At 52.4% G+C, this 24,447-nt stretch carries 22 protein-coding genes; 13 read left to right on the forward strand and 9 right to left on the reverse strand.

The genetic code is table 11. The features are described from left to right. Positions 1–6 precede the first annotated feature (6 nt). Positions 7–981 carry an IS701 family transposase gene (locus B157_RS0119660; RefSeq protein ID WP_020605019.1) on the reverse strand — a complete coding sequence of 325 codons (975 nt, stop codon included), beginning with the start codon at positions 979–981 and terminating at the stop codon, positions 7–9. A gap of 65 nt (positions 982–1,046) precedes the next feature. Between B157_RS0119660 and B157_RS0119665 the strand changes: the two genes are divergently transcribed. Next, entirely contained in the window at positions 1,047–1,289 is a 243-nt protein-coding gene (locus B157_RS0119665; RefSeq protein ID WP_020605020.1) for a hypothetical protein, read from the forward strand. Between the two features lie 113 nt (positions 1,290–1,402). Here the strand turns inward: B157_RS0119665 and B157_RS0119670 are convergent, their stop codons facing one another. Together B157_RS0119670 and B157_RS0119675 are read right to left on the reverse strand one after the other, a co-directional pair. Next, a complete protein-coding gene (locus tag B157_RS0119670; protein WP_020605021.1) occupies positions 1,403–3,676 on the reverse strand; it encodes a M28 family metallopeptidase in 2,274 nt (757 codons plus the stop codon). 36 nt (positions 3,677–3,712) lie between these two features. Further along, the gene (locus B157_RS0119675) at positions 3,713–4,204 is read right to left on the reverse strand and encodes a GNAT family N-acetyltransferase (protein WP_020605022.1); all 492 of its coding nucleotides are present in this window, start codon (positions 4,202–4,204) and stop codon (positions 3,713–3,715) included. 71 nt (positions 4,205–4,275) lie between these two features. Between B157_RS0119675 and B157_RS0119680 the strand changes: the two genes are divergently transcribed. The 3 genes from B157_RS0119680 (at position 4,276) to B157_RS0119690 (ending at position 6,786) form a co-directional block, all read left to right on the forward strand. Beyond that, entirely contained in the window at positions 4,276–4,755 is a 480-nt protein-coding gene (locus B157_RS0119680) for a hypothetical protein (protein ID WP_020605023.1), read from the forward strand. A gap of 94 nt (positions 4,756–4,849) precedes the next feature. Beyond that, complete coding sequence (locus tag B157_RS0119685; protein ID WP_020605024.1) at positions 4,850–5,818, forward strand: quinone oxidoreductase family protein; 969 nt, start codon at positions 4,850–4,852, stop codon at positions 5,816–5,818. Positions 5,819–5,895: 77 nt separating this feature from the next. Then, the gene (locus B157_RS0119690; RefSeq protein WP_020605025.1) at positions 5,896–6,786 is read left to right on the forward strand and encodes an NAD(P)-dependent oxidoreductase; all 891 of its coding nucleotides are present in this window, start codon (positions 5,896–5,898) and stop codon (positions 6,784–6,786) included. A gap of 99 nt (positions 6,787–6,885) precedes the next feature. Here B157_RS0119690 and B157_RS0119695 read toward each other — a convergent pair whose 3' ends face one another. Next, positions 6,886–7,179, reverse strand: a complete 294-nt coding sequence (locus tag B157_RS0119695; protein WP_026308819.1) for a putative quinol monooxygenase — start codon at positions 7,177–7,179, stop codon at positions 6,886–6,888. Between the two features lie 386 nt (positions 7,180–7,565). Between B157_RS0119695 and B157_RS38400 the strand changes: the two genes are divergently transcribed. From B157_RS38400 to B157_RS0119720, 6 genes are all read left to right on the forward strand, one after another. Beyond that, positions 7,566–7,802, forward strand: coding sequence for a hypothetical protein (locus B157_RS38400; protein WP_157618512.1), 237 nt, complete (start codon positions 7,566–7,568; stop codon positions 7,800–7,802). A gap of 296 nt (positions 7,803–8,098) precedes the next feature. After that, positions 8,099–10,081: a response regulator gene (locus tag B157_RS0119700; RefSeq protein WP_020605027.1), complete on the forward strand. Its 1,983-nt coding sequence runs from the start codon at positions 8,099–8,101 to the stop codon at positions 10,079–10,081. Positions 10,082–10,180: 99 nt separating this feature from the next. Continuing rightward, positions 10,181–10,336, forward strand: coding sequence for a hypothetical protein (locus B157_RS38405; protein ID WP_020605028.1), 156 nt, complete (start codon positions 10,181–10,183; stop codon positions 10,334–10,336). 8 nt (positions 10,337–10,344) lie between these two features. Continuing rightward, positions 10,345–12,699, forward strand: coding sequence for a tetratricopeptide repeat-containing sensor histidine kinase (locus B157_RS0119710; RefSeq protein ID WP_020605029.1), 2,355 nt, complete (start codon positions 10,345–10,347; stop codon positions 12,697–12,699). 40 nt (positions 12,700–12,739) lie between these two features. Continuing rightward, the gene (locus tag B157_RS35785; protein ID WP_020605030.1) at positions 12,740–12,973 is read left to right on the forward strand and encodes a DUF433 domain-containing protein; all 234 of its coding nucleotides are present in this window, start codon (positions 12,740–12,742) and stop codon (positions 12,971–12,973) included. Beyond that, positions 12,957–13,145, forward strand: coding sequence for a hypothetical protein (locus B157_RS0119720; protein ID WP_020605031.1), 189 nt, complete (start codon positions 12,957–12,959; stop codon positions 13,143–13,145). The genes B157_RS35785 and B157_RS0119720 overlap by 17 nt, the downstream gene beginning before the upstream one ends. Positions 13,146–13,403: 258 nt before the next feature. Here B157_RS0119720 and B157_RS0119730 read toward each other — a convergent pair whose 3' ends face one another. From B157_RS0119730 to B157_RS0119750, 5 genes are all read right to left on the reverse strand, one after another. Beyond that, positions 13,404–14,345 carry a cation diffusion facilitator family transporter gene (locus B157_RS0119730; RefSeq protein ID WP_020605033.1) on the reverse strand — a complete coding sequence of 314 codons (942 nt, stop codon included), beginning with the start codon at positions 14,343–14,345 and terminating at the stop codon, positions 13,404–13,406. A 259-nt stretch (positions 14,346–14,604) separates the two neighbouring features. Next, the gene (locus B157_RS0119735; RefSeq protein WP_020605034.1) at positions 14,605–17,028 is read right to left on the reverse strand and encodes a TonB-dependent receptor; all 2,424 of its coding nucleotides are present in this window, start codon (positions 17,026–17,028) and stop codon (positions 14,605–14,607) included. After that, complete coding sequence (locus B157_RS0119740) at positions 17,006–18,439, reverse strand: HTTM domain-containing protein (protein WP_169521763.1); 1,434 nt, start codon at positions 18,437–18,439, stop codon at positions 17,006–17,008. The genes B157_RS0119735 and B157_RS0119740 overlap by 23 nt, the downstream gene beginning before the upstream one ends. Before the next feature lie 16 nt (positions 18,440–18,455). Further along, the gene (locus B157_RS0119745) at positions 18,456–19,607 is read right to left on the reverse strand and encodes an imelysin family protein (RefSeq protein WP_020605036.1); all 1,152 of its coding nucleotides are present in this window, start codon (positions 19,605–19,607) and stop codon (positions 18,456–18,458) included. A gap of 66 nt (positions 19,608–19,673) precedes the next feature. Next, positions 19,674–20,840: a DUF4856 domain-containing protein gene (locus tag B157_RS0119750; protein WP_020605037.1), complete on the reverse strand. Its 1,167-nt coding sequence runs from the start codon at positions 20,838–20,840 to the stop codon at positions 19,674–19,676. Positions 20,841–21,302: 462 nt separating this feature from the next. Here B157_RS0119750 and B157_RS0119755 point away from each other — a divergent pair, with 462 nt between their 5' ends. The 3 genes from B157_RS0119755 to B157_RS0119765 all read left to right on the forward strand — a co-directional run bounded on the left by B157_RS0119755 (position 21,303) and on the right by B157_RS0119765 (position 24,392). Continuing rightward, positions 21,303–21,731, forward strand: a complete 429-nt coding sequence (locus tag B157_RS0119755) for a response regulator (RefSeq protein WP_020605038.1) — start codon at positions 21,303–21,305, stop codon at positions 21,729–21,731. Positions 21,732–21,823: 92 nt separating this feature from the next. Continuing rightward, positions 21,824–22,912 carry an alpha/beta hydrolase gene (locus B157_RS0119760; RefSeq protein ID WP_020605039.1) on the forward strand — a complete coding sequence of 363 codons (1,089 nt, stop codon included), beginning with the start codon at positions 21,824–21,826 and terminating at the stop codon, positions 22,910–22,912. Between the two features lie 7 nt (positions 22,913–22,919). Beyond that, on the forward strand, positions 22,920–24,392 hold the full coding sequence (locus B157_RS0119765; RefSeq protein WP_020605040.1) for a leucyl aminopeptidase family protein: 1,473 nt from the start codon (positions 22,920–22,922) through the stop codon (positions 24,390–24,392). Positions 24,393–24,447 lie beyond the last annotated feature (55 nt).

The raw sequence follows: 24,447 nt of genomic DNA on the forward strand, positions 1-24,447 counted from the left end.
TAGGAGTTACGCAAATTCATGTATCCAGTTTCGTTGAGTCTCTCGATAGAGTTCGTCTCGTAGGCCGTAAACCGACCCAATGAGCCCATCCCGACTCATGGCCGCTAACTTTTGGAAGGCCCGTAAAACACTGTATAGATGAGTCGTAATGGCCGAGGTCAGCCGAACATAAAACCGCTCGGCCTGACAGACCTGTTTGATGCTACGAAATAAGTCCTCTACCTGCCAATGAGCCAGATGCACCTGCTCAAAACAAGCAACCGTGTACAGATGGGCCTGTGCATAAGCCCCATCTGGGTGATACAGTAGATAGTGTCGCGCGTTGCCGTCTTTGCCAACTCTCCGAAACACCGCTATAAAATCGAACCCTTTCAGGTGAGTGAACAAGCCGCTGGCTGGTATATCAGCCCGTCCGACTTGCTCATACTCACCTGGTTGACTGGACACCAGCCGGTTCTTCTCCAGACCCATCATGACCCCTATTTCTAAATTGCGCAGGAATTTGAGGTTGTCCAAACTACAGAACCAGCTATCAGCCGTCACCCAAGCCGGACGCAATCCCCACTGCCAGAGCTCCCGCATCATCTGCTGAAAGTAGTCATTCTTAGTTTTACCCTCTTCTTTTCGGTAGAGTCTGAAGTTAACCGGCACGCTATGACCCTTGTGGGTATAAATCAGTACCAGCAAATCAATACCCTGAACGGCTCGGTGATGCTTGCCGGACCAGAACTTGCCTACTAACTCGGTGGTACCTGCCTGGGTATAGGGTTTATCAAGTACACTATCGTCGGTTGAGAGAATACCACCCTGTAAGTCAAGACTATCCCGAACCGATTCAAACAAATCACGGCCTGTATATTCGGCGTTAATTAGAAATCGATTGACCTCATCATGAGACACTTGTAAGATTTGTCCCGCTTTGACGCAACTACTTCGAGACACGTTGCTCATTAGATAGGCTACATACTCATCAATTGCCATAACGCCTGATAAAATTTGATCCTTACTCTAACTTACTACTTTTTCGTAACTCCTATACTACTAAAATGCGCAGAAAAACAGCCGTTTTTGATGAAATTTCGACCTTCATTGCCGGGATGAATCCGGGAAAGGTAAAGGATTTTACGCCTTCCCCCGTTCATCAGCAGCGGCTGGACTTTTTACTGGACAAGCAGCGTGAGAGCCCCCTTTCTTCTGAGGAAAAAAGCGAAGTAGAACAATATCTCATCGTTAACCGGATTGTTGGCCTTGCCAAAGCCAGGGCTATTCAGTTATTGAATCATGAGTAGAACGGTTAATTTTTAGACAGCAATTGACTGAAATGAACTTGTACCCCTAACCTGACTGGTGCTGTCACCAGTCAGGTTAGGAGATGAGAAATAAGGTTACTCTTGAATTTCACTTACTTCACCGACACTTGCCCCGTGATGGCTGCGGCTTTGTCGACCTGGTCGGTGAACCGGTCGAGGGTGGCGGCTGTCGACCGGATTTGCTGGTCGGCTTCCGTCCACTTCCGCTCTTCGATGGCTTCCCGGATGCCGGGTAGTGTTTTTACGCCGTAGCCAGTGTAGAAGCCGGGTGCGTAAATCTGGTGTTTGAACCATGGCCTGCGGGGTAAACCGGTTTCACTCAACAGGTAACGCTCTGTTTGATAAAGGAGTAAATTCAGTTCCAGCTTCTGCGCGTCCGAGAGCGAAGACTCTTTTTTACTCCCCTTATCGTATTCACGGGCACTCTTCTCCAGGCGGAGCAATGCATTTTCGAGGGGAGAAAAATTCAGGTAGGGGACGGGTTCTTTGCGGGTTGGCGGTAAAAGGGTTTCCTTCGGGTCGGCCACCGAGTCGTACCGTTTATCCTGAATGAGTTGATTTTGCCGGTCGGTTTCGGCCCGCATCGTTTCGGCCAGCTTCTTTACTTCACTCCCGTAGCGGGCTACCGTATTGGAAAAACTCTGGAAGGAAAAAGGCAGCACATCGGCATTGGCCAGCCGAAGGACACAACGGCCCATCGTTTTCGCCAGGGCAACGCCATAGGCAAAGTCGGTATCTTTAAACTTAACATAGTCCTCGTACGAATCATACACGGAGTGGTAATCTCCGCCCGCGTCCTCACCCCCAAAACCAACATTCATAGCCGCAATGCCTGCGTGCTGTAAAAAGGAGGTGTAATCGGAGCCGGAGCCCAGGGCTTCGATGCGCATGTCGGTCCCCGACTGGGCTTCCTGCCGGGCTTCGGGAGAGCCGTTCACCAGATTAGCCGCCCGACGCCGTTCCAGGATCGAGATGCCTTTTTCCGGGTCGGTCACATCGCGGGCTACCTGATTGAAAAAGGGTTCCAGCGTGTGCGAGCCGCCCGCGCCCAGAAATCCCCGGCCGTTGCCATCGGTGTTCAGGTAAGCTACCACATTTTTCTTCAGCAGCTGCTCATTGGTTTCCACCCATTCGGTCGAGCCCAGCAGACCCGGCTCTTCGCCATCCCAGGCCGCAAAAACGATCGTGCGTTTGGGTTTCCAGCCCGTTTTGGCCAGCTCACTCAGCGCGCGGGCCTCTTCCAGCACGGCTACCATGCCACTAACTGGGTCAGCAGCGCCGTTTACCCAGGCATCGTGGTGGTTGCCGCGCATAATCCACTGATCGGGAAATTCACTGCCTTTCATGGTGGCAATGATGTTATAAACCGGCTCGGTTTTCCAGTCGAAGGTGAGTTTCAGGTGTACTTTGGCCGGACCCGGACCCAGGCGGTACGCAATGGGCAGGCCACCCCGCCAGGCCGCAGGGGCCATCGGGCCTCCCATCGCTTTCAGCAACGGTAGCGCATCGGCGTAGGAAATGGGCTGCACCGGTATTTTCATGATGGTTGGAGCCGATTTATAATCCAGCCGCTTGGCATCTTTCGTGGCGCCGTAGCCGGGCGTGAGCGGGTCGCCGGGGGCTACGGGCATGTCGAGGACGGAGCCACGCTGCACCATCGTTTCGTTTTTGAACGGTCCTTTGGGATACACATCGCCCTGGGCGTAGCCGTCGTCTTTGGGGTCAGAATAGATAATACATCCGATGGCTCCTTTTTCGGCGGCTACTTTTGGTTTGATACCCCGCCAGGAACCGCCGTATTTGGCGATTACGATTTTTCCTTTTACATCGATGCCCCGCCGTTCCAGTTCCTCGTAATCACTGGGGACGCCGTAGTTGACAAAGACCAGTTCGGCGGTAACGTCGCCATCTGCCGAGAAGCAGTTGTAGGTAGGGAGTTGTTCGCGGGTTTGCTTCGACACGGGGTCTTCTTTGACGGGGGCTTCAACCAGACCCGCTTTGAACGCAGTGGGACTTACCAGTTCCAATACCCGGATTTTGGGCGTGGGAAACAGTACGTACGATGTGTCGATACGGGTGTCGTAGCCCCAGGATTTGAACAGGGAGGCCATGAAACGGGCGTTCTCCCGGTCGTAGGGGGAGCCAACATGGTGGGGTTGTGCGGCCAGTTTTTTCATCCATTCGCGCAGGTTATCGGCTTTTAGCTGGGCATCGAACTGACTTTCCAGGGTGTACTCTGCCGAAGCCTGAGCAGGCGCAAAGCCCAGTAGCGGTTTTGTGGGAGCGGGTGCCTGTGCGGGGCTGTAGTGACTGAGCAGCAGACCGGCCAGCAGGAAGAAAGACTGTCTTGTGAAGCGAAGGAGCATGTGTATCAGGTTGGTTTTTATAGGTAAAGAAACAAGTTAGAATTCAAGTACGTAATACTGACAGCGGAATGATTGACCAAATTCCTGAATGTTCCGCTGATAGGTTGGCGTAAAGCCATGCCGTTCGTAAAACTGCATAAGTTTAGGGCGGGTCGCATCCGTTTCGAGCTGAAGTTGATTGATACCCCGGCGCAGGCACTCGTTCCGACAAAAATCCATGATGGTATCGAACAGGTTTTGTTTGGCCAACGATCGTCGAATGGCTAATTTATGAATAAAACCCGATGTATTGTCCGGCACGTCGGGCCAGAAAAGTGGGTCTTTCCATTGTAGAATAACCGTTGCTGCTGGTATGTCATCAATGTATAGGACGTAACAATTGCCTTCGGTGTATGCATTCATCAGGTTATCGGCCGTGAGCGTGTCGATAGACCACAGCGTTTGGTTGGTATCGACGAGCCACTGGCCCACTTCGCGCAGTATTGCCAGAAACCTGTCGGGCTGGTCGTTTCGGAAAGAATAGTGCATGGTAAGCGTACCGCTATTTGTCAGTAGAAAGGATTTTTTAACAGTTGAACACGCTGACAAGTTAAGCACCTATGACCAAAACAAACAGAACAATCCTGCAATCGCTGGGTAGCGGCCTGATGGGGGCCTGCGTACTGACCGTACTTCATGAAACGGCCCGCCGGTTCATTCCCGATGCGCCCCGGGCCGACGTGCTGGGTATGCGGGCCATTACCAAAGTGATGGAAACTGTGGACAAAGAACCCCCCGCCGACGACGAACTGCACAAATGGGCAACCGGTGGGGATATCCTCTCGAATACGCTGTATTACAGCCTGATTGGTCTGGTAAAGCCGAAAAATGCCCTGCTGGCCGGAACGGCTCTGGGGCTTGTTGCGGGGCTGGGTGCCGTTGGTTTGCCCGGTCCGATGGGGCTGGGAACCGCTCCTACCCGCCGAACGGATGCTACGGCTGCCATGACCGTTGGCTGGTATGTGGTGGGTGGTCTGGTGACGGCCGTTGCATTCAGAGCCTTGAGAAAGAAGCGACTGCCTAACGTGCTTTCTTTTTGAAAAAGTAACGCTGACGTTTTTCAATACCCTTCGAAACCAGAATGAGCGTTTGCCGGGTTGTAGACCTGATACTAAACGGCAGACTGTGTGACCTATGAAAGCGATTCAATTTACTCAAACCGGCGGGCCGGACGTTCTCACGCTTACCGATCTTCCCACGCCATCACCCAAATCAGGAGAGGTGCTGGTTCGGCTTGCGGCTATCGGCATCAATTACATCGACACCTATCACCGTACCGGATTATATTCGGTACCCCTGCCCTACATACCCGGTTCGGAAGGGGCCGGGGTTATTGAGCAGGTGGGTGAAGGCGTAACCGGATTAAGCGTGGGGCAGCGGGTTGCCTATGCCATGCAGCCCGGTTCCTATGCCGAATACGTCAGTATTTCCGCCGATAAAGTGGTGCCTGTTCCGGATGGCATGACCGACCAGCAGGCCGCTGCCGTCATGTTGCAGGGTATGACCGCGCACTACCTGGCCTTCTCAACGTACCCGATCCGGCCGGGTGATACGGTATTGATTCATGCCGGCGCAGGTGGCGTAGGGTTATTGCTCACGCAGATAGCCCGTATGCGCGGAGCACGGGTCATCACTACGGTGTCGACCGACGAAAAAGCGCAGCTCTCCCGTGAGAATGGCGCCGATGAGGTCATTCTGTACACTCAAACCGACTTTGCCGAGGAGGTAAAAAAGCTAACCGGCGGGCAGGGCGTTAACGTGGTCTATGATTCGGTGGGGAAAAGTACGTTTGAGGGAAGCCTGGACTGCCTGAAGCCGGTGGGTATGATGGTGTCGTTTGGCAATGCCAGCGGAGCCGTGCCTCCTTTTGCTCCGGCTTTATTGGCGGCAAAAGGGTCGCTGATGTTTACCCGCCCGTCGCTCGCGCATTACATCCTGACGCGGTCGGCCCTGCTGGAACGGGCGGGTGCGCTGTTCAACTGGGTGGCCTCGGGCCAGCTTAGGTTGGAAATTCAGCAACCCTACGCCCTGGCCGATGCTGCCCAGGCGCACCGCGACCTAGAGTCACGTAAAACAACCGGTAAACTGTTGCTGATTCCCTGACGAAACAATAATCAACTGAAACCTCATAGAACGACTGGGAATCAGGTTGAAATCTGGTCATATTGGTAAATGTAACGATGGCAAAACAACACATTGGCCTGATTGGCCTGGGAAGCATGGGTACGCCCCTGGCGTACAATCTACTGGCAGCCGGTTATCCGCTGACGGTGTATAACCGCACCGCCGAAAAAGTAAAGCCACTGGTTGAGAAAGGGGCAAAGCAGGCAGATAAATCGGAAGATGTCGCGCAACCCGGTGGCCTGGTTATTACGATGCTCAGCAACGATGAGGCCGTAAAAGAAGTGGCCATGAATGATGCCTTCGCCAGTCGGCTGGGTAAGGGCGGGATTCACCTGTCGATGAGTACCATCTCGCCCGACACCGCCCGGCAACTGGCAGAACACCACGCCCGTTTTGGCGTTTTGTACGTTGCTGCACCCGTACTGGGTCGTCCGCAGGCCATCGCGGATCGGAAAGCGTGGGCCTGTGTATCGGGGGAGGCCAGTGCCCGCGAGGTCGCGAAACCCATTTTGCTGGCTGGAGCTGTTCAGTCTGTGTATGATTTTGGGGACGAACCCGCTGCGGCTAATGTGGTGAAACTGGCGGGTAATTTCCTGATTGCGTCGGCCATCGAAGCCATGTCAGAAGCGATGACCGTCGCGGGAAAAAGTGGTATCGACCGGCAGACACTGCTCAATCTACTAACGGAGACTATATTCCCCAGCCCGATTTACAAGAACTACGGCCAAACTATAATTGACCGGACGTACGATAAGCCGGGGGGATTCCGGTTGCCGCTGGGCCTGAAAGATATGAACCTGGTACTGCAACTGGCCAGCGAAGCAGAAACGCCCATGCCCCTGGCGCAGTTGCTGCAAAACCGGCTCCAGACCGCCGTTGCCAAAGGACGAACGGACTGGGACTGGACGGGTCTGGCTGCCGGTGCTGCCGACGACGCCGGACTGTGAAGGGGCGTAGAACTGGTACTACCTTATGCCCAGTAAAAAGCCGCGTTCAACGAGTGTTGACGCGGCTTTTTGTTGGGCTACTTCAGAGACAGAGCCGACTTATTTGGCGGCCAGAATATCGACCATTTCAATGACTGGGTCCGACGCGAGTAAATCCGCAGCGTTGGCCATCAGCGCGGCTGCGATGGGGCCGTTGAGGTGCGCCTGCCGACCAGCATCATCGGGGAAGGTATCAAAAATGCCAAACGTCGATGGCCCCAGCTGAACGGCGTACCAGGTAACGGTAGCGGGTTCATTCTGGGCGAGCGGTAAGGCGCTCTTTAAAAAATCAGCGACAACCTGCTCTTTGCCGGGCTTGGCTTCCAGCCGTACCTGTAGTCCTACAGTAACCATAAATAAGGTGAGTTTTAAGGGTGATTTGAATACGCCCAATCCGCCAAACGGATGGTACTTATCAATAGGTAAGTACGTTAACCGGGCCAATTAAGATTGCCCGGAAGAAGTTATCTTCTTTTACCCTGTCAATCAGCACGCGAAGGCCCGATTTTAGCATTCTTCCGACTCGCAGTCATCGTGCTGCATACTCGTTTCCGTTTCGAGCGTAACGGGACTGATGCTAAGTCCTCTGGAAAACTCCTTTTATGCACTGGTGAATCGGTTGTCCCAGATGTGACGACATCTGCCCCAAAACTGACAGGGCCTCTGTAGAAATCGGTAGACCTTTGACCTGACCAAAGCGGATACTCCGCCCGTCAACTCCTCTAACTGGTTTGCCACCCATGAAAACGCATCATTTAACCTTCGTCATTGCCCGTTTCGCTGTTAGTTTAGTCATCGTAGCGTCGATGGTTCAGCTCGTTGGTTGTACACCTACCGACATCAACCCAGTTGCAACGTCAACGGCCCCGGTTCACATTACCGACCCATCACCCAAACCTATACCAAAGGTTTTTTGTCCAGACTGCATTGATGGGGATGTGCCCCGTATTGAACCACAACCAGTTACACAGAAATGACGGCGAACGTTCGGGGTAATAAGTAGGAATGAACCCCCTGCTAGACGGGTACCCGAGGCCGATCAAACCAGCTTTATCCTCTCGCTGCGTCTGATGGCAACCCGTCGGTACCCCACTGTCTTTTGACTGACAAACTGGTTCAACCGTCTCGACGGATCATGCTTCACTTGCCAAAAAGGCTGGTTTTAATCTGTTTGTTGATAAAGTTCTGACTACCATTAAATTATCAGTTGCATTCCTGGCCAACTCCGTTAGTTTTGTCAAGCCTGCTACTCCACAAAAAAGGCCTGCTCTTTATGACGACAAAAATTCTGCTGGCCGATGACGAAAGTGACCTGGAAGACCTCTTTATCCAACAGTTTCGACGCCAGATTCAGAACCATACCTATGAATTTATCTTCGTTCGGGATGGGCGGGAAGCCTTAGCCGTGCTGGAGCAACAGCCTGATATTGATGTAGTGCTCAGCGATATCAATATGCCCGGTATGGACGGACTAACGCTGCTGGCCAGACTGCCCGAGATCAACCCCATTATCCGCACGGTGATGGTTACGGCCTACGGCGATATGAACAACATTCGGACGGCGATGAACCGGGGTGCTTTCGACTTCGTGACCAAACCCATCAATTTTCAGGATTTGCGGGCCACTATTGAAAAAACGATCCGGCACGTGCAGCAACTGCGCGAAACCGCCGAACTGAAAGCGATGGACGAACTGAAAACGCGTTTTTTTGCCAACATCACCCACGAACTCCGCACCCCGCTCACGCTGATCGTTTCGCCGGTGGATAAGCTGCTGGAAACGCCGGATCTGCCGGTGATTTACCAGCAACAATTGTCGACCGTTCGGCGCAACGCCCTGCAACTGCTCCGGCTCATTAATCAGTTGCTGGACATCAACAAACTGGAAGCCCGGCAAATGGAGCTGGTGCAGGAAGTAGGCGACTTACCCCGCTTTATCGGGCAGGTGGTGGAGTTGTTTCGACCTTCTACCGACATTAAACAACTGACGCTGACGTACCAATCGGATATGGTTTCGGGTAATCACCTGTTCGATGCGGGCAAGTGGGAAACGATCTTGTTCAACTTACTGTCCAACGCTATCAAGTTTACGCATACCGGCGAAATAAGCATTCACCTGGCGCAGGTGGCCGATACGGCGCTGCTGACGGTACGGGATACCGGGATTGGCATTTCGGCCGATAAGCTGCCCCATATCTTCAACCGGTTCTGGCAGGCCGGGCCGCGTTCGGTCGATAACGCCCGGACCCGCGCCTACGAAGGGACGGGCATTGGTTTAGCCCTGGTCCACGAGTTGACGTACCGGCTTGGCGGGACCATCCGGGCAGACAGTCAGGCAACTGGGTCGGGCGGGCCGGTGGGCACCTGTTTTGCGCTTACGATTCCGATTCAATCCATAAACGACTCGCTGGAAGCCCAACCGGTTGTTGCCCCAACCAGCCAGATTGACCTGCCTTACCTGACCCATGAGTCAACGAATGGGGCCGAAGGGATACCGTCCGGTCAACAGCCGTTGGTGCTGATCGTGGAAGACAATGCGGAACTGCGGGAATTTATGGTCGCCGAACTGGCCACCACCTACCGGATGCTGTCGGCAGATAACGGGCACGACGGCTGGCTGCTGGCCAAAGAAGAGTTGCCCGACGTCATCATTTCCGACCTGATGATGCCGCAGATGGATGGGTATGAACTGATTGACCGGCTGCGGAATGATGCGGCCACCGATCACATCGCCATTATGCTGCTCACGGCGAGCAGCGAGGCCGACAACCGACAGAAAGGCCTGGAACACGGGGCCGATGAGTACCTGACCAAGCCCTTCAACATGCGGGAGTTACGCCTGCGGCTGCGCAATTTACTGGGTCGCCAGCAGAAACTACGGGAGCAATACCGCCAGCAGTTTGCCCAGCCCGACTCGCCGGGGGCGCTGGCCAGCGTGCCCGATCAGTTTTTACAGCGGGTGTACCAGCTGCTGGAACAACACCTGGACGACTCCGCGCTGAGTGTGGAGTGGCTGGCCGAACAACTGGCCATGAGCCGGAAAACGTTTTACCGGAAAGTTCAGTCGCTGGTGCAGCTATCCCCAGTTGACCTGATCCGGCAGTATCGGCTGCGCAAATCCATCGACCTGTTGAAAGCGGGGCACAATGCCTCCGAAACAGCGTACATGCTGGGCTTTGAATCGCCCTCGTATTTTGCCCGCGTCTTCCGCGAGTTTTACCATCAATCCCCAACCGAATACCTGAACCGCACTTGACTCAAATGGAGCAGCTTATGACCCAAAAGTGACCGGGCGACAAGCAAGGAACGATGACCTTTGACCTGTTCACTATTCGTCACCCAACTCCTTACTGCTATGTCTCGATTTTCCACGACCGCCCTTACCCTCGCCCTGGCCGTTTTCATCACCGCCATCAGCTTTACGCTCCTTGTTGCCAGTTGGTATCTGATCAACAACTTGCTCAACCCGCCTGTACCCTTTATCTCTCTACCAGCCAGTTTGTACCAATAACCTTCACCATGCTATCACGCCTGCTACTAATCTGTTTCCTTTTCTGCTCCAGCCTGCGCCCCGCCTTTGCCCAACGCAAAACAGGGCAAGCCCGGCTGGATTCGCTACTGGCCGAACTGCCCCGTGCCAAACCCGATACCAACCGCGTGAATCTGCTATATGCGATAAGTTCTTCCTATTCCCGTACTAGCCCAGGTTCTTCTTATTCCCGTATTAATCCCAATGAAGATATCAACTACGCCAATCAGGCCCTGGAACTTGCCCGGCAGTTGGCCTGGAAAAAAGGCATGCTTGTTGCCTATCTTGGTTTAGGAATTACATATGCCAACAAGTTCGATTATCCCCAGGCCATGAAGGCTTACTTGAGTGGCTTGAAGATTGCTGAAGAAAGAAAAGATAAATTCGGAATTATTGCAATTAGTACTATAACACTCTATATGGGTAATATTTACTCATCCCTGGCCAATTATCCCCAGGCCTTAGCCTACTATGAAAAATCGCTGAAAGGTTCTGAGGAATCAGGCAGTAAAACCGGAGTGGTGGTTGGTCTGAACAATATAGGTAGCGCATACAGCGAACAAGGTGAGTATGGTAAAGCGCTGGACTATCGGCTAAAATCGCTGAAACTAAATGAAGCCATGGGGTTTCAGGGTCCACCAAAGGAAATGAACTTTGACAACGTGGGGCAGAGCTATCTCAACCTGGCCAACTATCCGCAAGCGCTCACCTATCTGCAAAACGGGCTGAACATAAGTAAAGCAAATAGAAATAAAACCATATTAGTAAGAAGTTATAACAACCTCAGTAAGCTGTATTTAAAAATTGCTACGGACAGCAACGCCACTTCCTTAACGACGCTACTAAAATGCAATAAAACCAGTACGCTACAAAAAGCAAGCGCTTATGCCGACAGTGCCATAGTACTGGCAAAAGAACGGAGCGATTTACCCTACTTATATCGAGCCTATCAAACCCGGAGCCAGATTCAGGACGCGCTGGGCGATCCACAGGCCGCTTTGGCGAGTTATCAAGACTTTATCAAAACCAAAGAGCTGGTTATCAACCAGCAAAATAACAACAACATTGCCGTCGCCACGCTTCAGTATGATTTCGACAAAAAAGAAACGGCCCTCCAATTTCAGCAGCAACTCACCGCTGCCCAACTCCAAAAACAAACCCTGCTGACTAAGCAACAGGCGCAGGAACTGAGTCTCAAAGTCCAGGCTGCTCAATTAGCCATTAAAGAACGGGATTTGCAGCGGCTGGAATACCTCCAGGAAAGAGCGGCTAAACAGGATAAAGAAAAGCAGTTAGCCCTCTCCCAGAAAGAACAGGCCTTAAAAGCTTCGGCCCTGGAGTTATCGCAGGCTGAAGTCAAAAACCAGACTCAGCAACGGACGTATTTGTTGGGCGGTGTTGGGTTGCTGGCGGCCTTATTGGGGTTGATCGCTTATGGCTATACCCAAAAGCAGAAAGCCAATGTCGTTTTGCACCAGCAAAAAGAGGAGATCAACCAGAAAAGTAATCAATTAGAACAATCCCTGGCCGAGCTAAAAGCCACCCAAGCCCAACTGGTCCAGAAAGAAAAAATGGCCAGCCTGGGCGAGCTAACGGCCGGCATCGCCCATGAGATACAGAACCCCCTCAACTTCGTCAACAACTTCTCAGAAGTGAGCGCCGAGTTGGTCACCGAGCTGAAGGAGGAACGGGAGAAGGACCGGACTGGCGTTGCGGGGGAAAGAGACGGAGTATTAGAAGACGAATTACTGGAAGACCTCCAACAAAACCTGCTAAAGATTAACCACCACGGCAGCCGGGCCTCGGCCATTGTACGCGGCATGCTGGAACACTCCCGCAGCTCCACCGGCGAGAAACGCCCCACCAACCTCAACGCCCTGGCCGATGAATACCTCAAGATTGCCTACCACGGCTTACGGGCGAAAGACAAAGAATTTAATGCGGAACTGAAAACGGATTTTGAGACTGATTTAAGTTTGATTGAGGTGGCACCTCAGGAGATTGGGCGGGTGTTGTTGAACCTCTACAACAACGCCTTTTACGCCGTGCAGGAGAAGCAGACAACCGCACCGTCAGGTTATCAACCCACCGTCACGGTCAGCACCGTTCAACTCAACGGGCAAGTAGAAATCCGAGTCAGCGACAACGGCACGGGTATTTCGAAAAGCGTACGGGATAAAATTTTCCAGCCTTTTTTCACCACCAAGCCCACCGGCGAAGGAACGGGTTTGGGACTGAGTTTGAGTTACGACATTATCACCAAAGGGCACGGGGGAAGTCTAACGGTGGAGAGTCAGGAAGGAGAGGGCACTACGTTCGTCATTCAGTTACCTGTTTTGAGCTGAGTGAACGAGTCGGTATCTTTGAATAATGATGGCTAATCCTATGAAAGCAAATAGTATTACTTCTGACCCCGATATTCTGGGAGGAACGCCTGTTTTTAACGGGACACGGGTGCCGATTCGGGCCTTATTCGATTACCTGCAGTTCAGTTCAATAGATGAATTTCTACTTGGTTATCCGCATATCAGCCGCCAAATGGTCAATCAGGTGTTAGCTGATATTGCCAGACAAGTGTCGGTCCCTCCCCGCAAAAGAAATCATGAAGCTGCTTCTTGACGAACAAATTGATGTTCGGCTAAAAACCGCGCTGGCTGAGTTAGATGTCTATACACTCGTTGATATGTGTTGGCAGGGACTTGAAGATGGCGTTCTTAGCGAAAGAATAAACGAAGGCGCGTTTGCTTTTTCATCACCGCTGACAAAAATCTACCCTTTCAGCAGAATCTAGACAAGCTATTATTTACCCTTATTTTGCTGGATACGCCCACGCTCTTGTGGGAGCATCAGTCTCTTTTCGTTCCCAAAATAAGGGCATACGTGACGGAATTTTCGTCAACTCCCCTGTTTAAAATCGTTCATATTGGCCTGGAGGGCTTTAGCAAAGGCAAAAAACGAGAGCAGTTTCGGCGTGTTTTCCCGCCCGAACAAATTTTATTTATTTAACCTATGTGACTCAAGTCAAGAAGGATAAAAGTCCCGGAAATCGTCAGCAATCGCCCGACTCGCAGTCGTCCTGCATGCTCGTTTCCGTTTCGAGCGTCACGTGGCTGATATTCGAGTGTTCGAGCCGATGGCGGGCATCGCGCTTGAGCGAACTAATCTGCTCATCAGACAGGTCGTCCTGCAAAACGAGGTGGGCCGTCAGGGCGTTTTCGGTGGTGCTCATGGCCCATACGTGTACGTGATGCACATCCTGAACGCCCTTTACTGCCCGTAAATCCGTCTGTACTTTTTCCAGATCGATACCCGCTGGTACGCCATCCATGGAAAGACGCAGACTATCCGTCAACAGACTCCAGGTCGATCCCATAATGACAATGGCGACCACAACTCCAATGGCGGGGTCGAGCCAGACCCAGCCGGTATAGCTGATAACGATACCCGCCACTACCACACCCAGCGATACCAGCGCATCGGCTACCAGGTGCAGATAGGCCCCCTTTGCATTGAGGTCGTGTTCTCTGTTTCGGAAAAAGAGCAGGGCCGAGATCGTATTGACGATCAGTCCCAAACCGGCTACCCAGGCAACGGCTCCTCCCACAACGGGTTCGGGATGACGGAAACGCTGGAGGCTTTCCCACAGAATAGCACCAATGGTAATCAGCAGAATAACGGCGTTGGTCAGGGAGGCCAGCACGGTACTTTTTCGGTAGCCATAGGTGAAGTTGGGCGTCTGCCGGACCCGCGCCAGCCGGAACGCCAGCAAAGACAGGAGCAGGCTGGCTACGTCACTCAGGTTATGCCCCGCATCGGCTACCAGCGCCAGTGAGTTGTAATAAAAACCCATGCCGAACTCGACCAGTACATAGACCGTATTGAGCACGGCGCCGATAATCAGAGCCCGGTTGATGCTGGTCAGCACCACGGGGCCGTGGCTATGACCGGCGTGATTGTGGGTTGCATGGTCGGTGGTATGTTCATGTGCCATACCGCAATAATAGCCATTTAGGGCAGTATTTGTATTTTTTGACTTTAAGAACGAGCGGTATTTTCCCCGAAAAAGTAGCCTGTCAGGTAGGGCATGCCCACGCCGGGTCAGAGAACGGACGAGGCAGAGCCGCCCTTACTAGCCATACAGATGGCGGGGCAGTATTCGCTCCGCCCAGAGAGCACGGCTATCCTTAAACGGGCGGTAAAGCAACAATCCCCGGCGGTGTGGTACTCGCTGCTGCCTATTCTGTCGTTCCTTACAGCTTCATCTGTAAAGTCAGGTAAACACCCCGGCCATCGGAGGGTAGAATGCCGGGGCCCGGATAGCCGGTGGCCCGCCGGGTGAAATACGCCCGATTGGCAAGGTTGTTTACGCTGCCCTCCAGCCGAAAGCGGCTGAACTGGTACGACACGCTGGCATCCATGATGCTGTACGCCGGAATCAGGCCGATAACGGCAGAAACACCGCCTTCGCGGGCGTTGGTTGCATCGGAAAACTGGTCTGACAGGTAGGTGTACTGGAAGGAGGCTTTCAGGTTTTTGTAGCCGAGCCGCACCCCGCTCTTCAGGTTGACAGTGGGCACAAACTCAACCTGATTGCCCACCACACCAGCTACTTCACTGGCTTTGTAGGTAGAGTGAATCAGAGCAACATTGGTAAAAAAGACACCGCTCACGGTTGTCTGCAATGGGTTGAGTAACTGAATTATATCGGCTTCGGCATAGGTTTCCAGGCCCATAATAGCCGCCTGCCCAATGTTGCCCCGCCGACGCAAAATACGGTCGTTCTGGTCGTAAAACTGCACCTCACCAATGCGATTGCTGTAGTTGAGGTAAAACGCACTGACGTCAAAATTATACAGCGTGGTTTGGGTGCTGCGGATCCCCAAATCGAGGGAATAACCTTTTTCGTCCTGTAAGTTCGGATCAATTACCTGCGATGGATTGGCAATCCGCATATCACTGAACGTGATGGAGCGGTAATTCTGCGACAGGTTACCGTACACGTCCAGCGTTTCGGTGGGTTTATAGCTGATGCCCAGTCCACCCAGCAAAAACGACCGTCCGTTGGTACGAAACTCGTTCGTCAGGGTGGAACTGAGGATGTTCCCGGCTAGGTCGCGGGTGAGGGTTCCGTAGAAACCGTCGGCCGTGGTGTGGATATACTCGTAGCGCAGGCCGGGTGTCAGGGAGAGTTTGTCACCTATGTAGAGAATGTTCTCGGCAAATAAGGCCACGTTCCGGTTGGGAAAACGATAGTCGTACGAAATAGCATTGGCATCGTCGATGTAGTTAAAATCCGCTTCCTTTCGCGTGCTTCCCAGGCCCTGAACGCTGTGGTTGAAGCCATGATAATAACGGCTGCCCACCAGCAATACCGCCTGTTGTTTGCCCAGGTAATAGCGTTTCAAATACCGGGCTTCGGCCCCCCAGTTGGTGAAGGTGCCTTTGATCAAATCACGTTCGCTGTTATCGTCGGCACTGGCTACCCGGTTGGGCCGAAACCCCAGCGAATAGCGATAGGCATTCAACCCAAATAGCCGCAGATTGACTTCGTTATTGGTATTGAATTTATGATCCAGATGTAGCGCGGGCATGGTCCAGTTCACCGAAAACCAGTTGCGCTCGCGGTTACTCTGACGAGGGTTCTCGGCAAACATCGCATCCGTCAGGCCACCGGGTTGCTGGGCCAGGTAGTGCATCTGGGTAATATCGAAACCCAGCGTTGTTTTTTCCGAAAATCGGTAGTCCAGGTCAGCGTAGGCCGTGTAGTTGGTGAAGTTCGAGTTGGGTCGCCAGCCACCGCCTTTCTTGTACTGGAAAAAAGTGTAATAACTCAGTTTGCCGACCGTGCCACTCGCACTGGTAAAGGCGTTGTAAAACCCAAACGACCCAATGGTCTGGCGAGCCGTCAGTTCAAACGCCCGGTCGGTAACGGGTTTCTTCATCACGAAATTAAGCAACCCGCCAAACTGCGTTCCGTACTGAAGCGAAGCGGCACCCCGCACAATCTGAATCCGGCCAACGGCTTCGATAGGGGGCGTATAATAACTTTCGGGGTAGCCCAACGCATCGGCACTAATGTCGTAGCCGTTCTGACGCACGTTGAAATTAGACGAGCGATTGGGGTCGAGACCACGCCCGCCAATGCTGAGTTGTAAGCCCGCACCTTCGTTTTCCCATATGTTCAGACCCGCCACACGGGCGTAAATCTGCCGGGCGTTGTTTGTCGACAAGTTGGCTACCAGTTGCTCCGGAATGATTACCTCCGATTTTTTACCCTCGTAAATACCCATGCCTTCCACGCCCCGCATCCGGGTAAAGCCAAAGCCGGATTGCTTCTCCGTGACAGTTACCTCCCTGAGCGTTTCAAGCCGACTCGCCAGGGCAATGGTCATTGTCTGGTCGCGTCCCTCAATTGTAATGGTTGTTTTTGCTGCTTTAAAATCAGGGCAGGTTGTCTGGAGAATATACAGCCCATTGGGCAGATTCGTAAAAAGAAACCGCCCCAGGCTATCCGTAGTAACGGTGCGTTTACCATCGTTGAGATAAACGCTGCATCCGCTCAGGCGTACACTATCCTGCTGGCTCAGCAGGGTTCCGGAAAGCTGGTACTGAGCAAAGCCCGTTGTGGTAACGAATAGACTAATCAGAAAACTAGAAACCGTAAATCGTATCATTGAGAGGAGTAATCCAGGTTTTGTGGCGGAATGAATCCTGTTCATTCGCCAGATTCGTAGTCGGGTCAATCAGGGGTTTGCCCAGTCGCCCGTTGAGTGCCACGTAGGAGTCCACGTAAACCTGCGGGTTTACGAAACCCTGCCGGCGGTAATGGTCTCGCAATAGGTGGGCATACTGTAGAATCATATCGGGCTGAGTAGCCATCATTTTCTCCTGTAATGGCGTCAGAAACCGGGTGTTATTCACAATGGTTTGGTGGCCTGCATCATCTTTGACGGTGAACTGAGCGTAGCCCGCTTTTTCCATCAGCATAACACGCCAGGAGAAACGATACCCCTCTTCGGTCCAGAACAACTCACCGGGATAAAGCAGGTACCGAAGCGGAAACAGCAGTTGGAACAGGAAGAAAAGGGTAAGGAAGCCCAGTATGATGCGCTCCCGGAAAGCCGGATATCGGTAGGTACGCTGAACCTCCCAAAAAGTGGCTGGTATAGCTAACGAAACGCTCAGTTGCCGGATAATACGCTGGTGGAAACCGGGTGAGAAGAAAATAAGCGCCGTAACAATCATGATGTACGGAAACATGCCGATTGGGAATAGCAACGCCGTTAAACCATGAAAAACAACTACGGCAACATAAGCCCAGGGGCGGGTGCGGGCATTCCAGAGCAGAAACGGAATGCTTACATCATACAGGCAGCCAAACCAGCTGAACACATAGGGCACCCAGGTATAATTGAACAGAAAACCCACAATCGGGAAGTCGTTATGCGCCGGAAGCCAGATGCGCAGCGGGAGGGCGTGTAGCAGCCAGTCACTATTCAGTTTAGCCAGTCCGGCGTATACGTACAGGAAGGCAACAAACAGCTTTAGCGCATCCAGGCACCAGACGGGAATATGGCGGGCAGCTAAACCAGGCCGCCTGTAAGCGTCAACGGAGAAATAAGCATGAGCGGGAAGGAAAATCAGCAGTAAACAAACCATACTCGTAAAATAGTAATGGTTCAGGTACGTGCTTTTATCAATCAACTCGATGTACGTAAAACTGAAAAACAGGCTGATACTGGCAATCCGGTACAAAAAGCCAATGGCAACCAGCAGGGCAGAGAGGCCGCAAAGCGTAAACAACAGGTAAGTATACACCCCCAGCGGCTGAACAAACTCGAACCCGTAGAACGGAAAGAAGTACCGGGGCTGGATGTACAATTCATTAATCCAGCCCTTACTCCAGAAACGGACAATGCTCCCGAAGAGCATTAGTCCAAACAGAATCCTGAAAACGGCCAGGGGAGCGGCAGCGGTAAACGGTTTATCGTTTTCGGTTTTCGGTTTGTGGATCTGCGTAGTAGGCTGTACACTACCATCAGGAGCAGAAAAGCCCGGCTTAGGCAACTGTAAACCATGAGCCATAAACCGTAAACTGATTTCAGTCCCCATCATTATCCGTGTAGGTGATTGTAATACTCATGGCAGTGGTCATGTCCACTTTGAGCATCCGGGTTATTTTCTGCATCTGAGTGTAGGTTTCCACCATAGCCGCGTTGTTCGTCTGAACCTCATTGTACAGGTTAGGTTTCAACGTAGCAAGCTGTTGCGTGATGGCTGTAAACTGGTTGTTAATCAGGGTGGTCACCAGCGTGCCCTGGCTGCCGTCTTTCGTACCCAGGGCATTCAGGTAACTTTTGAGGCTCGGTCCTTCTTCACCCGTTTTTACGCTTTTTCCGTTGAAGAAATCCACGGATGCCTGATGGGCGGTTTGGGCCAGCATACGTGAAATGTCTTTTTTATACAATCCTTCCACCGTGCCGGGGGCTACGGTTCCATTCGTCATGGCCCCCGACGGAATTCCGAATTTCCCCGACCGGATGTAGCGTTCGTAATTGAGTACGTAGCTATTTACCAGCTTCGAGGTCGAGCAACCCGCATTCAGGGCGGTGCAGTCAATGAACGTATCCCGGTAGCCGGTAGTCCAGGCCGAATAAACCGTTGTGAACTGGGTGTTCATCTGGGTCGTCAGCCGTTTGAGGTAAGCAATTCGTTTGGCGGCATCGGGAGCGGTGGTATAGCGGGCAACGATGGCATCGTCCGTAGTGCCGAGGCCATTGAGCAGGTAATCCAGCGCTGGGAAACCCTGCTTCGGATAGGATGACGCTACATCCAGCGCGCCCGTACCGGCGGTTATATACTCCTCAATACCAGCGGCATTGGTCGGGTAGATATTGAAAAAGTTGCGCAGCGTGTATTGCTCCGCCGGACCAACATCAAACAATTCAACTTTTTGCCACTCGGTGTAGGCCTCAACCCAGGCTTGCCTGAAATCAGCTAATGTAGTTTTATCTGGTTTAGCCGTGAAAGCGTCTGACTTGATCAGCATCCCATCCAGTTTCGTTTTAAAATTGGCGTAACTGGGCAGAATGATGTTGTCGGCTATGTTAGTGAGCATAGCCTTTCGGTTGCTACCGGCCTGGTCGGTTGGGTTAACTGGTGTAGGGTTGTCGGTACCACCACCAGAACAGGCCCAAAGTGCTGTAACGAAGGCCGCAATCAGGGCGAGGTGTTTGTAGTTGAATAGGTTCATAAACAGGAGACCTATCCCTGCAAGGTTTTTCTCGGGCCTTGCAGGAATAAGTGATTTAAGCAGGAATTATAGCCCGAATTTTGTTTTGATAGCCGTACTGGCCGCATCGATTTTTGTATTCGTCAAGCCCCAGAATCCGTTTGGGGTCGAATAAATCAGGTTGTTCAGGATGGCATCCGAAAAAGCCGCATCGGCCCCGTTTAGTTTGGCATACCGGAGCGAATAGACAAATCCGACACCTTCGCCAATGGCATGAGCGCGTGCGGCATCGGTTGTGCCCGTTTTCCATTTGCTCAGGTAGCCCAAAGCGGCATTGGCAACGGATTTTTCCATCGCTCTCCGAATAAAAGTAGCCTGTGTTTTCAGGGTGGTCAGGTCGTTATTGACAATAGCAGCCCTACCCATCAGAAAGGCTTTGTGAATATTTGGAAAATCGGTCGGGTTATATTCCCAGAGGTAAGAACCTGCGAAACTTTCGCCGGATGAGTTTTCCGTCGCATTTTTCCCGTATGCCGGATTTGTGGTGAGAATACCAAAGGCTTCGTCCCAGTTTTGCTCCAGTTGCGTGTAGTTTTTACCCGCTACCAGCGTGGTGTTGTCGGCCGATAACCGGGCATCACTGAGGAGTACATTCCCAATGTAATCCATTTGGAAAGCGCCAATCAGTGATTTTTGAATAATCTGTCCCCATTCTATTCCTTTTGCATCAACCAGGTATCGGTCCAGTTTTCCGGCTTTCCCCTCCGATGCTACCGCCGACACCGATTGGCTGGCGGTGGCAATAGCGTTAAAGGCAGTCTCCAGGGCCTGACGCTCTTTTTCGGCATCCACAGCCGATAGGGATGAGGCCGTGACGTTACGCAACTGTACACCTGCCGAATTCAGGGCTGTATTGGCGGTACCCGAAAACGGATTTCCGGTGTTGGAAAACATATTTTTCAGTACGGTTGCATCCAGTGCCGCCCCCGATCCAACGGCCGTGCCATTGTAGGTATTGATGGCCCGGAACATGAGCAGGCGATTGTTGCCATTGGTCAGGTCAACGGTTTTAACGCTGGCCTTGTCGGTGAAAAAAGTAGCGTAGGTCGTCGTGTCGGTTAGTTTGGCATAGTCGATTTGCTGCCGGAGTTGCGGAGTAACGGTGATGGGATTTTCTTCGTCTCTACAGGAGGTAAACATGATTACTGCCGAGAGTAAGCAGGTAAACCGGACAAATGAAGTATGGTTCAACATAGAAAAATTCAGTTAGATGTATCGCCTGCAAAGGTAGATGTTATTTAGACTAATTATAATATAGGATTTAATATATTTTTAATCAATAAATTAATGCGCTGATTTTCAGTGTTTTGACTTGTATATGCTCTTGGAGTTAGGCAAATAACCTGCTCCTTTCACCCTTTTTGACAAGGTGTTCTGCTAAGTGGTTGGGAAAAAGTCAGGAATTGGCTTCTGGTGGTCAGGGTAGTTAAACCTGAATTAAATGTTAGTTAAATAAGGTGTTGCCTGTCAATTGGTTATAAAACAGATTTGTATATTTGGATTCAGCTACGTCTACCCGCACGTAGGTAGTCAGGCATGGCTGCCACACCCTGAGAATAAGAAAAAGGTACAAGCTGACTGCCTGCTTCCGGGACCTTCAGCCCGTATACAAATACCGGGAAACTTATCGGCGTTTATCCTTACTACCCTTGCGTCATGACTCCCTGCACGTCATCGTTTTGCAACGTACCAACCTACTCATCAGTTTGGATTGTTGACGACGACGAAGATGATTGGCTTTTTATTTGCTCCGCTTTTCAGCGGATGAAAAAGCCGATTCAGGTGCGAATACTCTCCGATGGTGACCAGCTTGTTCCGCAGTTGGCTACCTGTACCGCATTACCCCGGCTCATTTTACTGGATATTAACATGAGTCGCCAGAATGGATTCGAAACACTCGAACAGGTGCGCAGTATGCCCATATTTGCCCATCTGCCGGTCGTTATGTTTACAACCTCATCGGACGCGGCCGAGCGGCAGCGCAGTTTAGCATTGGGTGCCAACCAGTACCTGACCAAACCAGGTCGGTATGATCAGTTGATTGCCCTGGCGGAAGATTTAACCGAACGATGGGCACTGGTCTGACCGTCTGCCGGTAAGTGAAGCATCCGGCCCGGTCAGGGGAATTTTCCGGGCGTAATCTGAACCAACTACCATTCTTATCCTATTCTGTACGTATGGCTTCACCACTACGTCTGGAATTAACTACGCCCAGCATTGACGACCGCCCTGTATTTGTGACGGGTAACTTCTGCGACTGGCTTCCCGATGTACGGGCGTTTCAGATGCAACCCGTTGGGCCGGGGCAGTTTGTGTACGAGTTTCCGCCCAACACCGAATTGCCTGAAGAACTGGTATATAAGTACACGAGGGGGGGCTGGGACCAGGTAGAACTGGATGCCTCCGGCGAGGGCGTTGCCAACCGGATCGTATTACGAACGGCCGGTGTAAAACGGGAACACATACCCCACTGGCGTTGGTTTGGCTCCCCGTACAACCCGCTGCTGCTGCCTAAAATTGACTTGCTGGGGGAGGAGTTCAAGGTGCCGGGCATCAGTCAGGTGCGCCGGGTGCATGTGCTGCTTCCGCATGATTACGAGCAAACGAACAAACAGTACCCCGTGCTTTACCTGCACGACGGACAGAATCTTTTTGGGGGTGGCGCCGGGTACGGCAGTTGGGAGGTCGACCAGAAAATGGCACTCCTGGCTGCCCGAAATCGCCACGAGGTGATTCTGATCTCTATCGACCACGCGCACGATGAGCGCATCCGGGAATTCACCTTTCATCGCACCCGCGCCGGTACCGGGAAGGGGCAGTTCTACCTGGATTTCATTCGCCGTACCTTGAAGCCGCTCGTTGACCGAACGTTCCGTACCCTGCCCGACCCCGAACATACGGGTATTGGCGGTAGTTCGCTGGGGGGACTGATTAGTATTTATGCCGGTCTGATGCACCCAGACGTGTTTGGTCGGCTGATGGTTTTTTCGCCCTCCCTCTGGATTTCGCCCAAAATCTATTTCGATGCGATTCGGTTGCAGGCACCGGTTCCCATGAAAATATACGCCTACGGGGGCGAGAAAGAATCGAGTTACATGGTACCCAGTATCCGGCGATTCAACGAGACCCTGTTGCGGCAGGGGTATAACGGCAAGCCGATTGACATCCACCTGTCGGTAGACCCCGCGGGTACCCATCAGGAAGTTCACTGGAGTCGTGAGTTTCCGAAGGCGGTGGAATGGCTATTTTACGAACAAACAAACTAATTGACCAATGATAATTTCCCTTTCTACGCAGGAGTCAGCTATTGGAGACCTGATCAAACCGCTGGTGCAGGACGACACGCTGACTGACCAGTTAACGCAACTGGCAAACACGCATCAGGTGCCTTTGTCCGTGCTGGAGCGCGATTTTAAAGCGGAGGCTAACGAAGTATTGCCCCTCTATGCCGGTGAGGTAACAACCTGGCTGGTTGGTCTGGGCACCAGTCCGCAGGAGATGGACTGGTTGAAAACGTTCCGGAAATTCTTTTTCGACCGTCGTCAAACGCTACCGACGCAACTCGTCCTTGACCTGACTACCTTCGACGGAAGCTTGGTGGAAGCCGTTGTGCCGGGCATTCGCTGGGGCGGGTATGACCTGAAACTGTACCAGACGGATAAGCCCGACGCACCGGTGTTTTATTCGGAAGCCGGTCAACTGACGCTGCTCGTAGCGGCCAGCCAGCAAGCCGCAGCGCAGGAAGCCCTGGCCCGCGCCGAAGCGATTGCCGCAACGCACCGGCAAATGCTGGATTTGATGAATGCCCCTTCCAATTATAAAAAGCCTCAGACGCTGGCCGACTGGGCCGTTTTGTCGGGTAGCCAGCACGGATATGCTGTGACGATACTGGACAGGGAGGAACTGATAAAACAAAAACTGGGCGCCCTACTCAGCGTGAGCGAAGGCAGTGAAGCCCCCCCCGTGCTGATTATTGCGGAACATAAACCAGCAACTAATCCCAGCGGGCTTACGGTCGGGTTGGTGGGTAAAGGAGTAACATTCGATACGGGTGGACTGTCGATCAAGCCATCGACCAGCATGCACCTCATGAAAAGCGATATGGGTGGGGCGGCCGCCGTGCTGGGAACGGTAGAGGTAGCGGCAAAACTCAACCTGCCCATTCACGTAGTGGGTATCGTGCCTGCCACCGAGAATTCGGTAGACAGTCGTTCGACAAAACCTGGCGATGTGATTACGTCCTATAGCGGCAAAACCATCGAAATTATCGACACCGATGCCGAAGGTCGCGTTATTCTGGCCGATGGACTGGCGTATATAGTACGTCATTTTCAGCCCGATATTCTCATCGATCTGGCCACATTGACGGGTAGTGTTATTGCCGCGCTGGGCCTGCACGCTGGCGGTATGTTCACGCAGAACGATGCACTGGCCACGCAGCTTACCCAGGCCGCTGACCAAACCGGCGAGCGGCTCTGGCGAATGCCGCTCTGGGATGTGTACAAAGAAGATATAAAATCGGATGTGGCCGATGTGAAGAACTTTAGTGGTAAACCCGTGGCCGGTTCCATCAGTGCGGCCAAGTTTCTGGAAGTATTCACGGAGAGTCACCCCGCCTGGGCGCACCTGGATATTGCGGGTATGGCCTTCGCCGATTCGGAATTTGGTGCGCAAAAGAACGCCACCGGATTTGGTATTCGACTATTAATCGCTTATTTGAGGACGTTAACGGCTGAAACCCGGTAGAAAAAATTCCTGGATTCGTATTTTGGCCGTATCTTTTTCGTCAACTAAGTGCCTG

Origin of the sequence: Spirosoma spitsbergense DSM 19989 (genome assembly GCF_000374085.1) — a bacterium.
Lineage (GTDB): Bacteria > Bacteroidota > Bacteroidia > Cytophagales > Spirosomataceae > Spirosoma > Spirosoma spitsbergense.